The 12,834-nt window shown below is 62.5% G+C and carries 8 protein-coding genes; 5 read left to right on the top strand and 3 right to left on the bottom strand.

The features are described from left to right. The first annotated feature begins 168 nt into the window (after positions 1 to 168). The gene (locus AC26AR_RS11875; RefSeq protein ID WP_077374780.1) at positions 169 to 789 is read left to right on the top strand and encodes a porin family protein; all 621 of its coding nucleotides are present in this window, start codon (positions 169 to 171) and stop codon (positions 787 to 789) included. A gap of 172 nt (positions 790 to 961) precedes the next feature. Here the strand turns inward: AC26AR_RS11875 and acnB are convergent, their stop codons facing one another. Next, entirely contained in the window at positions 962 to 3,565 is a 2,604-nt protein-coding gene (gene acnB / locus AC26AR_RS11870) for a bifunctional aconitate hydratase 2/2-methylisocitrate dehydratase (RefSeq protein WP_271302320.1), read from the bottom strand. Positions 3,566 to 4,015: 450 nt separating this feature from the next. Between acnB and AC26AR_RS11865 the strand changes: the two genes are divergently transcribed. The 3 genes from AC26AR_RS11865 (at position 4,016) to AC26AR_RS11855 (ending at position 9,240) form a co-directional block, all read left to right on the top strand. Then, positions 4,016 to 4,459: a DUF1289 domain-containing protein gene (locus AC26AR_RS11865; RefSeq protein ID WP_488107092.1), complete on the top strand. Its 444-nt coding sequence runs from the start codon at positions 4,016 to 4,018 to the stop codon at positions 4,457 to 4,459. A gap of 70 nt (positions 4,460 to 4,529) precedes the next feature. Continuing rightward, positions 4,530 to 5,231, top strand: a complete 702-nt coding sequence (locus tag AC26AR_RS11860; protein WP_176493576.1) for a MiaE family protein — start codon at positions 4,530 to 4,532, stop codon at positions 5,229 to 5,231. A gap of 94 nt (positions 5,232 to 5,325) precedes the next feature. After that, positions 5,326 to 9,240, top strand: coding sequence for an ATP-binding protein (locus AC26AR_RS11855; protein ID WP_488107091.1), 3,915 nt, complete (start codon positions 5,326 to 5,328; stop codon positions 9,238 to 9,240). Positions 9,241 to 9,371: 131 nt separating this feature from the next. Here the strand turns inward: AC26AR_RS11855 and AC26AR_RS11850 are convergent, their stop codons facing one another. Both AC26AR_RS11850 and AC26AR_RS11845 read right to left on the bottom strand, forming a co-directional pair. Further along, positions 9,372 to 10,139, bottom strand: a complete 768-nt coding sequence (locus AC26AR_RS11850; RefSeq protein ID WP_488107090.1) for a UDP-2,3-diacylglucosamine diphosphatase — start codon at positions 10,137 to 10,139, stop codon at positions 9,372 to 9,374. Between the two features lie 156 nt (positions 10,140 to 10,295). Continuing rightward, positions 10,296 to 10,790: a peptidylprolyl isomerase gene (locus tag AC26AR_RS11845; RefSeq protein ID WP_043331309.1), complete on the bottom strand. Its 495-nt coding sequence runs from the start codon at positions 10,788 to 10,790 to the stop codon at positions 10,296 to 10,298. Between the two features lie 236 nt (positions 10,791 to 11,026). On the opposite strand from AC26AR_RS11845, the gene AC26AR_RS11840 reads away from it, so the two are divergent. Continuing rightward, positions 11,027 to 12,706, top strand: a complete 1,680-nt coding sequence (locus AC26AR_RS11840; protein ID WP_077374771.1) for a glutamine--tRNA ligase/YqeY domain fusion protein — start codon at positions 11,027 to 11,029, stop codon at positions 12,704 to 12,706. Positions 12,707 to 12,834 lie beyond the last annotated feature (128 nt).

Raw genomic sequence — 12,834 nt, 5'->3', positions numbered from 1 at the left:
CACGAGGGCATGTTGCTGACTGGCGACGTGGGAAGTAGTGAAAACGCCACTCTTGAAACACCGTTCGATATCTACCACGATGCTCCTGCACCCATGGCAGGCGACGTTGAACCAGTCTGCCTCTGGCAGGTATCCGCCTGTGCCGCCCATTGGATCAAGGAGCAACACATGAGCAAGTCACGTCTTCTGGCCGCCCCGTTGGCCACCGTTTCCTTCGCCGCTCTCGCTCTGGCGCTCAGTGGTCACGCCCAGGCGGCAGGCAATGCCACCGAAGGGCTCTATATCGGTGCCGGTACCGGTTTTTCCAGCCTGAAGAACGATGATTCCGATGAGGCCGGCGATTTCATCGACTCCGGCAGCGATGACTTCGACGTGGATGATGACGACAACGTCTACAAGGCCTTCGTGGGCTATCAGTACAACCCGTACTTCGCCACCGAAGCCTTCTATACGGATCTCGGGACCGTTCAGCTCAAGGGCAATGACTTCGGCAATACCGATCTCAAGTCCAAGGCCTACGGCGTCAACGTGGTGGGTATCCTGCCGATCGGCCAGTACTTCTCGCTGTTCGCCAAGGCGGGCATGGCCAAGTGGGAAACCGATGTCGATGGCAATCTGGGCGATTCCAGTGTCGACCTGAAGGACAATGACGGCTTCGACCCGGTCTATGGTGCCGGTGCCCAGGTCAATCTCGATCCGTTCCTGATCCGTGCCGAATACGAGCGTTATGACTTCGACAGCGACTATCAGGTAGATGCCTTCACGGCCTCTGTCGGTTACAAGTTCTAGGCTGAGCAGGTCGTCAGGCCGTCTCGGGCGGCGGGCGAAACGCCAGGCATGAAAAAACGGGCCGTCCCTGATGGGGCGGCCCGTTTCGTTGTCTCGCTGGCAGCTCTGGCGTGACCAGTGACGGCTGCTGTCCAGAGAGGCGCCGGACATTGGAGCCCGGCGCCTCGCCTGATCAGGCTTCCTGAGTGACCGGAATCACGTTGGAGGCGGCGTTCTGGAACTCTTCGATCTCATGGAAGTTCAGGTAGCGATAGATCTCGCCGGCCATGGCATCGAATTCGCCCATGTAGCCCTGATACTCCTCGACGCTCGGCAGACGACCGATGACCGCGGCGATGGCGGCCAGTTCGGCAGACGCCAGGAAGACGTTGGCGCCGTCGCCCAGACGGTTCGGGAAGTTGCGCGTGGAGGTGGACACCACGGTGGACTTGGCAGCCACACGTGCCTGGTTACCCATGCACAGTGAGCAGCCCGGCATTTCCATGCGCGCGCCGGCACGGCCGTAGATGCCGTAATAGCCTTCGGCGGTCAGCTGGTGCTGGTCCATCTTGGTCGGCGGTGCCAACCACAGCTTGGTCTTCAGGCTACCGGCCGGCTGCTTCTCGAGCAGCTTGCCGGCGGCACGGAAGTGACCGATGTTGGTCATGCACGAGCCGATGAAGACCTCGTCGATCTTCTGGCCGGCCACGTCGGACAGCAGACGCGCATCGTCCGGGTCGTTCGGGGCACACAGCACCGGCTGATCGATCTCGTCGAGGTCGATCTCGATGATCTCGGCGTATTCCGCGTCCTTGTCGGCACGCATCTGGCTCGGGTTGGCCAGCCACTCTTCCATGCCGGCGATACGACGCTCGATGGTACGGGCATCGCCGTAACCGTTGGCGATCATCCACTTGAGCAGGGTGATGTTGGACGTCAGGTACTCGGTCACGCTCTCGTCGGACAGCGTGATGGTGCAGCCTGCGGCGGAGCGCTCGGCAGAGGCGTCAGACAGCTCGAAGGCCTGCTCTGCGGTGAGATCTTCCAGACCTTCGATTTCCAGAATGCGGCCGGAGAAGGCGTTCTTCTTGTTGGACTTGTCGACGGTCAGCAGGCCCTGCTTGATGGCGTACAGCGGGATGGCGTGGACCAGGTCACGCAGGGTGATGCCCGGGCGACGCTTGCCCTTGAAGCGCACCAGCACGGATTCCGGCATGTCCAGCGGCATCACGCCAGTCGCGGCGGCGAAGGCCACCAGGCCAGAGCCTGCCGGGAAGGAGATGCCCATCGGGAAGCGGGTGTGGGAGTCACCACCGGTACCGACGGTGTCCGGCAGCAGCATGCGGTTCAGCCACGAGTGGATGATGCCGTCACCCGGGCGCAGCGACACGCCGCCGCGGTTCATGATGAAGTCCGGCAGGGTGTGGTGAGTCTCGACATCGACCGGCTTCGGGTAGGCGGCGGTGTGGCAGAAGGACTGCATCACCAGGTCGGCCTGGAAGCCCAGACATGCCAGATCCTTCAACTCGTCGCGAGTCATCGGGCCGGTGGTGTCCTGGGAGCCGACGGTGGTCATCTTCGGCTCGCAGTACATGCCCGGACGCACGCCTTCCATGTTGCAGGCCTTGCCGACCATCTTCTGCGCGAGGGTGAAGCCCTTGCCGGTATCCTTCGGCTGCTCCGGCAGACGGAAGACGTCAGAGGCGTCCAGTCCCAGCTCGGCACGTGCCTTGTCGGTCAGACCGCGACCGATGATCAGCGGGATACGGCCGCCAGCACGCACTTCGTCCAGCAGGACCTGAGTCTTGAGGGAGAAGGTGGAGATGACTTCGTCGGTGTCGTGACGGCAGACCTTGCCTTCGTACGGGTAGATGTCGATGACATCGCCCATGGCCATCTTCTCGACGTCCATTTCCACCGGCAGGGCACCGGCATCTTCCATGGTGTTGAAGAAGATCGGCGCGATCTTGTTGCCGAACACGAAGCCGCCAGCGCGCTTGTTGGGCACGTTCGGGATGTCGTCACCGAAGAACCACAGCACGGAGTTGGTGGCGGACTTGCGTGAGGAGCCGGTACCGACCACGTCGCCGACGTAGGCGACCGGGAAGCCCTTGGCCTTCACTTCCTCGATCTGGGCCAGCGGGCCGATGACGCCTTCTTCCTGCGGGATGATGCCATCACGCGGGTTCTTGAGCATCGCGTTGGCGTGCAGCGGGATGTCCGGACGTGACCAGGCGTCAGGCGCCGGGGACAGGTCGTCGGTGTTGGTCTCGCCCGGCACCTTGAAGACGGTCAGGGTGATCTTGTCCGCCAGGGCGGGCTTTGACAGGAACCATTCGGCGTCCGCCCAGGACTGCAGCACGGATTGCGCGACGGTGTTGCCGGCCTTGGCGCGCTCGGCGACATCGTGGAAAGCATCGAACATCAGCAGGGTGTGCTTGAGCTGTTCGCCGGCTTCCTTGGCCATGGACTCGTCGTCCAGCAGCTCGACCAGCGTGGCGATGTTGTAGCCGCCCTGCATGGTGCCGAGCAGCTTGGTAGCGTGGGTCTTGTCGATCAGCGGTGAAGAAGCTTCGCCACGCACGATGGCGGTCAGGAAGCCAGCCTTGACGTAAGCGGCTTCATCGACGCCCGGCGGGATGCGATTGGTGAACAGGTCGAGGATGAACTCTTCTTCACCGGCCTGCGGATTCTTGAGCAGTTCGACCAGATCAGCGGTCTGCTCTGCATTCAGCGGCTTCGCCGGGATGCCCTGCTGGGCGCGTTCTTCAACCTGTTGACGGTAGGCTTCAAGCACGTGGGAGACCCTCATCTGTAATCGTGTCGAGATGCGTGTGCCAGTCGTCACGCGAACCGGCAGAGACATCCCGAGGCTTCTTGCGGGTAATTCAAGCGTCTTATTGCGAGCGAATCAGGCGCTACGGGGCGAACGCGAGTCTACTCAACTTTGTCGACAATGTTAAGGAGCACCCCCGTGCGGGGGCTGAGACTTTGGTCGTCATCCAGGGCGCCATTTCGACCTTAACAGCTTGATATTGCATTTCTTTGTCGCGCTTCAGGCATGGCGCGGCTCGCATCGCCCGATGTCGCGTCGAGGTGACTCGAGCCTTGCGGTCTCCGGGCACCGCTGTCGAGCTCAGCAGGCGCACGGTATGATGCTGTTATCCTTTTTCCTGAAATTTCGCCGCAAGCCGAGGGCAGCATGAGCCGTATTCTTTCTCCCTGCGTCGGGGTGTGTTCCACCACGGTGGGTGACAACGTCTGTCGTGGATGCCAGCGCCATGACCAGGAGATCCTCGACTGGTTCGGGTATGACAGTGAGCAGCGCACGCAGCGCATGCGCGAGCTGGATGCGCTGCGCAGTGACGTCGCCGGGCGCTGGCTGTACGTGCATGACGAGGCGGCGCTGGCGGAACAGTTGACGCGCCACCGGATTCGTTTTCGTGAGGATCAGTCGGCGCTGTCACGTGCGGTGGAGCTTCTGCGGGTGGGACGCGCCAGGATCCGTGACCTCTCTGCCTATGGCATCACGCCGTGCAGTGGCGGCGAAGAACTTGAGCCGGAACAGCTTTTTTCGCGAATAAACGATGAAATCATGGTGGAAGCGGCAAAGCGGGCCAATAATGAAGTGAGTCCGGCAGGTCATCCTCCTGATGCAACGCAGGATGACGCTGGCAAGAGAAAAGACTGACATGATGGACGATGGCATGACCCTGATGACTGACCGCGAGCGTTTCGCGACGGATGAGCATGACGCTCGGATGGCCCATGAGCTTTCACGCGTCATCAAGGCGCCGCAGGGGCCGAGCAACGAGGATACCGATGCACTGCTGCCGGACTCCCTGCTGGCCTTTCTCGGTTGCCGCACACCGCACGCCTGGGTAGAGGCGGCGCTCGACAATCCTGAGCTGTTGCTGATCGACCACGCGCAGTGCGAGAAGAAGGCGGCCTCCACCGCGATGAGTCTGATGTACCGCTATGTGGACCACCCCTTGCTGCTGAGCAAGATGTCACAGCTGGCTCGAGAGGAGCTTCTGCACTTCGAGCAGGTGGTAGGACTGATGGAAAGGCGTGGAATCGTCTATCGTCATATCAAGGCTTCCCGATATGCAGAAGGGCTGCGTCAGCAGGTGCGCAAGGAAGACCCTCAGCGGCTGGTGGATATCCTGCTGATCGGGGCATTGATCGAAGCGCGGTCCTGCGAGCGATTCGCGCGTCTGATCCCGTATCTTGAGCCCGAGCTTGCAAAGTTCTATCGCACTTTGGTTAAGTCTGAGGGACGCCATTATGAGGATTACCTCATGTTGGCCGAGCGTTACAGCAAGGAACCATTGGAATCCCGTCTTGCGGTACTGCGTGCGGTGGAGAAGGAGCTGATTGAGCGTCCTGATGTCAGCTTCCGTTTCCACAGCGGCATCCCCGTCATGAATCGGGTGGAAAACGCCTCAAGCCAGGTGAGTTGAGGCAGTACAGACACAAGGCAAGGCTCAAGAACAGGGGACCTCCGGCGCCATGGCTGGGCTGGCGTTTCGTTCGCGACTTTGAAATGGATGACACATGACGCAGGAAACATCTGGTCAAGCTCAATTGGCGCTGCTGGGACATTTCCAGCTGACCCTGGGCGATGACACGCTGACGCAGTTCAGCTACGACAAGGTCAAGGCACTGTTGCTGCATCTTCTGCTGCATGATCAGGCCGTCTCGCGGGCGGGGCTGGCAGAGCTGCTATGGCCGGATCAGGGGCTGTCCTCGGGCCGCACCAACCTGCGCCATGCCCTGCATTGCCTGCGTCAGAGCCTGGGGGAGGAGGCCGACAATCTTCTGACGGTCTCACGTCAGACGATCGCGCTGTCGATTCCGGATTACTGGGAGCTGGATCTCGACGAGCTCAACGGCCTGTTGCTGGCGCCGCCCTCGGTGGCGACGCTCAACGAGGTGCTGGGACTCTACCGGGGCGATCTCGTCGAAGAGCTTGCCCTGACCCAGTGCCCGGAATTCCAGCGCTGGATGATCAAGGTGCGCGGCGAATGGCGTCAGCGCGTCATCCAGTATGCCGAGCGAGTACTGGCGACCGATGAGCCGGTCCCGGACGATGTGCTGCGGACCCTGGTGAGCCGCTTCTCCGGATATGGCCCCTTCCATGAACGCCTGGTACGTCAGCTCGCGGAAGATGGTCAGTCGGCTGCGGCGCATGAGCAGTTCAATGCCTTCCTGCAACAGCTGGCACTCTCCGGTCAGCAGCCTGATCCGGGATTCCTGCAGCTGGCCCGTTACTGGTCCGATGGCAAGAGCGAGCAGATGGGCGCGCTCACGCCGCAGGGCGCCATTTCTCGCACGCTGTCGCTGGACAGCGCGCCGCTGCGTGAAGATGAGATCGACCATCGTCAGCTGTCGGTCATGGCGATTCGCCTCAGCGTCAAGGACAGTCATCGTGATCGTGTCTGGGCCCGCGCCAGTCTGACCCTGCAGATCGAGCTGCTGCGCTGGCTGGAGCAGCAATGTCACCACCTGGGCGGTTTCTGGCTGCCGGGTGCCACGGGTGGCGTCGGCCTGGCGTGCTTCGGCACGCATGGCCCGGCCCATCAGCTGGCAGAGCTCGTGGCGCTTTATGAGCACTGCAGCAAGGCGATGCCGGATGAAATCGAGCGGATCTGGGATGGCGAAGGCAAGCCGCCGGTCTTCTCGCTGTCGGCGGGCCTCCACTCCGGGCAGGTCATCTATCTGCCGGAGCGTCAGCTGGCCGACCCGCTTGGCCAGGTGACCCAGTATTCCCTGGAATTGATGACGGCGGCCGAAGGCAGCGAGCTGGTGATTTCCCAGGAGGCCAGTCAGCACATGCCTCCCGCACTGGATCTGCAGCCACGTCTCACGTCACGCCTGTTGGCAGCGGACGGACGGGTGCGTCTGCGCGCGTTGGTCCTGAGCAGCGGCGTGGGGCATCGTGAGGCGTCACTGCCGACACTGATCGGACGTGAAGGCGAGCTGCGCCGTCTGCGCGATGCGCTGGCGCGTGCCAGTATCGGGCTGCGTCAGAGCGTGCTGGTCAGCGGCAACTCCGGCATGGGCAAGTCGGCCCTGATGGTCAACTTCCGGCAGCTCGAACAGAGTCAGGACGTGGGCCTGTGCTGGATGCCGACGACTCGCCTCTCGCAGCTGGAACCCTACAGCGTGGTGCGCACCCTGATGCGCTGGCGCCTCGATGGTCATGTGGATCGTGATGGCGTCGAACAGGTCTTTGAATCCTCCGAGGCCTTGCAGGCTCTCGATGAGGACGTGCGTCGCTCCTTCCATGCGGTGCTGGGGACCGCGGAGGAGGCCTCGGAAGATGAATCCCTGATCCAGAGCAGCGAGACGGTCGAGCGTGTGGTGCGTGTGCTGCATCTGGTGATCGAGAAATCGGCAAGCCTGCGCCCGCTGGTGATGATGATCGACGACCTGCAGTGGCTCGATGAACCGTCGCTCAAGGTGCTGGCGGGACTGCAGGCGCGCCTGCCCATCAACATCGGCTTCATGCTGGCGGCCAGCCATAACGGCCGCGACAGCCTCGCCGTCAAGCTCAACTGGGACCAGCATATCTCGCTGGGTCGCCTGGACCCGATGCAGGTCTCGCGTCTGCTGTCGCATCTGTCGCGTCGCTATCGTCTGCATCTCAGCCCGCGCATGCGCAGCCAGCTCATCGAGCGCTGCGATGGTGTGCCGCTCTACCTGCAGGAGATCTGTCGTCGTCTCGACATGGACCGCCGTGAGGGGCGTCCGGTGCAGCTCGACGAGCTGCCCAAGGGCTTGATCGGCCTGCTGTCCAGCCGTATCGACCAGCTGGAAGAAGGCCGCGATGTGGCCCACGCCGCCGCCGTGCTGGGACGTGTCTTCAAGCTGAGCTTCCTGCGCCAGAGCTGCGAATTCGAGGAAGGGCGCCTCAAGCGTTCCATCGAGAGCATGCAGCGCCTGGAGATCATCGAGGCCTGTGGCAACGATAGTGAATTCGACTATCAGTTCACCCACCAGCTGATCCAGGAAGCGGCCTATCTGTCCTGCCCGCGTGATGTGCGCCGCCGCATTCACCTGCAGGTCGTGGCCCTCATCGAGGACAAGCATCCTGCCTGGATCAGCCGTCACCCCGGCTATTTCGCCGTCCATCTGCGCAAGTCACAGAACTTCAGTCGTGCTGCGCGCTATTTCGAGCTGTCGGCACGTGAAGCGCTCAAGATCAGCGCCAACCGTACCGCGCTCAAGATGGCCGACAGTGGTCTGGCGTGTCTCAAGCATGTCGAAGGGCAGGAGGAGCGCGAGGTGAGCCTGCTGACCGTGCGCGGCCAGGCCGGCTTCGCGCTGGAAGGGCATGGTTCCCGCATCGCGCACGAGAGCTTCGTGCAGGCGCGCAATCTGCTCAACAGTCCGGCGCTGCTGGAAGATGATGAGCCGAATCTCGAGCAGGCCTTCATCGTGAAGTGGGGACTGTGGGTCGGTTGCAGTGAGCGCCATGCGCATGCGGATGCCTTCGCGCTGGCCTCGGGCCTGAGTGATCTGGCGGAAGAGCTGTCGGATGGGCGTTATCGTCGTCTGGCCGACTATGCGCGGGCACACTGCGAATTCTGGGCCGGTCGCGTACGCGTGGCAGGTGAGCATCTCGATGAGATCGATCCGGTCCACAATCCCATGGTGCTCGAATGGTTGCCGTTCAGTGATCACCCTCAGGTGGCAGCGGCATGTCTGCAGAGCTGGACGTCCTGCCTGCGCTTTGATTACGTGCAGGCCGAGCAGCAGGCCGAGGCGGCCATCCGCATGGCGGAGGCCATCGGTCAGCCGGGCTCGTTGGCCATGGCGTTGATGTTCTCCACCTCGCTCTATCGTCAGCTGGGGCATACCCATCTGGCCACCCAGCGTGCCGAGCGGGCGCTGGAGCTGACCCGCTCAGCGGATCTGCACCTCTGGCACATGGCGGCGCATGGCGTGCTTGGCTGGGCGCGGGCGATGAACGGCGACCGCGACGGGCTCGCGATGCTGCAGTCCAGCATCAACGAGTTCGCCGAGCTGACCGGGCGTGAGCGGCATCAGCGGCCCAATCTCTGGTACATGGATGCCGTGATGGCGCTGGGTGAGCATTCGGCGGCCGAAGAGTACATGGAGAAGGTGCTGCTGGTGGCTCAGGAGCGCAACTCCTTCTATCTGGCAGAGGTCAGCTACCTGGTGGCCGCGTTGCGTGCCGCTCAAGGTCTGCCGAGCGAGAAGGTGCGTTCCTTGATCGAGCAGGGCCTGGCCTACTCCATCGAGCAGGAAAATCCGCATCATGAAGCAATGGGGCTCGCTGCCTGGTTGAGGCTGGTCGATGCGCAGGATACCGAGCGCTGCGAGCGCCTCAAGGCACTGCTGGATGAGCTGCCGGCAACGGATGCACCCGCGGTACTGGGGTGGCATCAGCTGGTGGAGGCGGTGGAAGGGCGTGCGCGTCGCAAGGCGTCCTCGCCGGCCTGATGCGCACGCCCGGGGCTCCGGGCTGAGCAGGCTCTGAACGGCGCCAGTCGCTTCGAAAGCCGAGGCTGGACAAGGAAAAGCCCTCGTTGCCACTCAAGGCAACGGGGGCTTTTCATGGGCGTTGCAGGCGATCAGCCGTGGGTGATCGCATCACACAATGGCAATGCGAATTCCCGCAGGGTCGGTCCCTGGCCGCAGGCAATGATGTCGAAGGCAGTATTGGGGCGCCAGTCGCCCAGCACGATGCGGCGCGCCGCTTCGCCATCGATCTCGAGTTCATGTACCGCCGGGCGATGGGTGTGGCCGTGGATCAGGGTGCGCACGCCGTGCTCGCGCATCTCGCGAACCACCTCCTCGGGCGTGACGTCCATGATCGCCTCATCCTTCTCGCTGTTGGTCTCGCCGGACTGCATGCGCAGTGACTGGGCCAGCGCCAGTCGTTGCTCCAGCGGCATGGCCAGAATCTGTGCCTGCCACTGAGGGTCGCGCGTCATGGCACGAAACTTCATGTAAGCCTCATCGCGGGTACACATGCTGTCGCCATGCATCAGCAGCACGCGCTCGCCGTCGAGCTCGATCACGCTCGGGTCGGGCAGCAGGGTCACGCCGGCCTCGGCCGCGAAGGTCTCGCCGATGAGGAAGTCGCGATTGCCGTGCATGAAGTAGAGCCTGGTGCCGCGGGCCGAGACGCGCTGCATGGCTTCGCTCATGCGCTGGGTGAAGTCGTCGCGATAATCATCGCCGACCCATACCTCGAAGATATCCCCCAGCAGGTAGAGGCGATCCACCGCAGGTTCGCAGGTCGCCAGGCGCGCCATGTAGTCGAGAAAGCCCAGGGCGATCTCGGGAGTCTCGGGCTGCAGGTGCAGGTCGGAGATGAACAGAGTGGTGGCAGTCATGGTCAGGTCCACGGGTCGGGGCGGGTGTCGTCATGCGCAGCAGGCGACGGAAGAGGCCGAGTGAGAGAGCAACGCAAACCGCCCGGCCTGACGCTCGATATCACGAGGCAAGGCCGGGCGGCAGGTACGCGGTGAGGCGCGATCAGCGGAAATCGCTTATTCGGTGATTTCGGCGCTGGTGATGATCACGTCTTCTGCCGGCACGTCGGCGTGGCCGTCGCGACGCGTGGTCTTGACCGCCTCGATCTTCTCGACCACGTCCATGCCTTCGACGACCTTGCCGAACACGCAGTAACCCCAGCCCTGGCTGGTCTTGCTGGTGAAGTTCAGGAAGTCGTTGTCATTGACGTTGATGAAGAACTGGGCGCTGGCGGAGTGAGGATCCATGGTACGTGCCATGGCCACGGTGCCGCGGTCGTTCTTGAGGCCATTGTCGGCTTCGTTCTCGATCACGCCGTTGGTCGGCTTCTGGTTGAAGTCGGTGTCAAAGCCACCGCCCTGAACCATGAAACCCGGGATGACGCGGTGGAAAAGGACGTTGCTGTAGTGGCCTTCACGCACGTATTGCTCGAAGTTGGCCGCAGTCTTCGGGGCCTTCTCGTGGTTGAGTTCGAGGGTGATGTCGCCGTAGTTGGTGTGAAGAACGATCATGCGAATTTCCCGGTCATCTGTCTTGCTCAAGTGTCAGGCAGGCGGGGCCTCATGGCATCGCCTGCGGGCGTCGCGCTATAATAGCGGCTTTGTATCCTGAGACGAAAGCCTGAGGGGGCGGCAGGCCCCGGAGACGCACGCCAGCGCGCGTCACGATCGCCTGCTACCCAGTGCCAGTCCCCGTGACGTCCCGGAACACGACGCCCAAGAACCACACAGAGGTGCAGCGAAACTTCATGAGTACCGAGACCCAGAGCGCCCCGAACTTCGTGTTGAACCAGATCCGCGAAGAACTCGACGCCGGCCGCGCCGAAAAGGTTGTCACGCGTTTCCCGCCGGAGCCCAACGGCTTCCTGCACATCGGGCACGCCAAGTCGATCTGTCTGAACTTCGGTCTGGCGCAACAGCTCGGTGGCGACTGTCACCTGCGCTTCGATGACACCAACCCGGCCAAGGAAGAGCAGGCCTATATCGACGCCATCAAGGAAGACGTCGAGTGGTTGGGCTTCGAGTGGGCCGGCAAGGTGCGCTTCGCCTCCGATTATTTTGATCAGCTTTATGCCTGGGCCCAGCACCTGGTGCGCGAAGGCAAGGCCTATGTCGATGACCTCTCGCCGGACGAGATCCGTGAATACCGTGGCACGCTCAAGGAGCCGGGACGTCCCAGCCCGTATCGTGAGCGTAGCCCCGAGGAGAATCTCGATCTCCTCGAGCGCATGAAGAAGGGCGAGTTCGGCGAGAGCGAGAAGGTGCTGCGTGCGCGCATCGACATGGCCGCGCCCAACATCAATCTGCGCGACCCGATCCTCTACCGCATCCGTCATGCCAGCCACCATCAGACCGGCGACAAGTGGAAGATCTATCCGTCCTATGATTTCACCCACGGTCAATCCGATGCACTGGAAGGCGTGACGCACTCCATCTGTACGCTGGAGTTTGAAGACCACCGCCCGCTGTACGAGTGGTTCCTCGCCAATCTGCCGGTGCCGAGCACGCCCCGTCAGATCGAGTTCGCGCGTCTGAACCTGGATTACACCGTCACTTCCAAGCGCAAGCTGAAGCTGCTGGTGGATGAAGGCGTGGTCGATGGCTGGGATGATCCGCGCATGCCGACCATCTCCGGCATGCGTCGTCGTGGCTACACCGCGGCTTCCATCCGCAAGTTCTGCGACATGATCGGCGTGAGCCGTGCTGACGGCGGCATGGTCGAGATCGGTATGCTGCACCATGCCATTCGCTCTGACCTGGAAGACAACGCGCTGCGTGCCATGTGCGTGCTCAACCCGCTCAAGGTGGTGCTGACCAACCTGCCGGAAGGCCATGAGGAAGTGTTCGAGGTCCCCGGCCATCCGGCGCGTGATGACATGGGCACGCGTCAGATTCCGCTGACCCGTGAGCTGTGGATCGACGCGGATGACTTCATGGAAGACGCGCCGAAGAAGTTCTTCCGTCTCGCGCCCGAGAAGGAAGTGCGTCTGCGCAACGGTTACGTCATCCGCTGTGATGAAGTGATCAAGGATGACGCCGGCGAGATCGTCGAGCTGCGGTGCAGTGTCGACCTCGATACCCTCGGCAAGAACCCGGAAGGCCGCAAGGTCAAGGGTGTCATCCATTGGGTCAGCGCCGAGCATGCAGTGCCGGTCGAGGTGCGTCAGTACGAGAATCTGTTCCTGGAAGCCGAGCCGGACCGTGACAAGGATGTCGATTTCCTTGAGCACCTCAATCCGCAGTCGCTGAGCATCGTCAAGGGCTTCGGTGAGCCGAGTCTGCGCGATGCCGCGCCGGAAACGCGCTACCAGTTCGAGCGTATCGGCTACTTCGTGGCGGATCGTCATGACTGCGTCGATGGCGCGCTGGTCTTCAACCGCACCGTCAGCCTGAAGGACGGTTGGGCCAAGGCACAGAAGAAGGGGTGATGGTCGGCGGGCTCCCGCGGGAGCCCTGTCGTCACGCTTTCGTGACCTGCTTCACGGCCCGCAGTCTGATCCTGTACCTTCTGTGACGAAGTTGCATGACCGGCCTGCGGGCCGTTCCATTTTGAAAG

Source organism: Cobetia sp. PS-4MA (genome assembly GCF_057670765.1).
The sequence above is the reverse complement of the archived record's forward strand: the minus strand, read 5'-3'. Positions and strand labels throughout refer to the sequence as shown.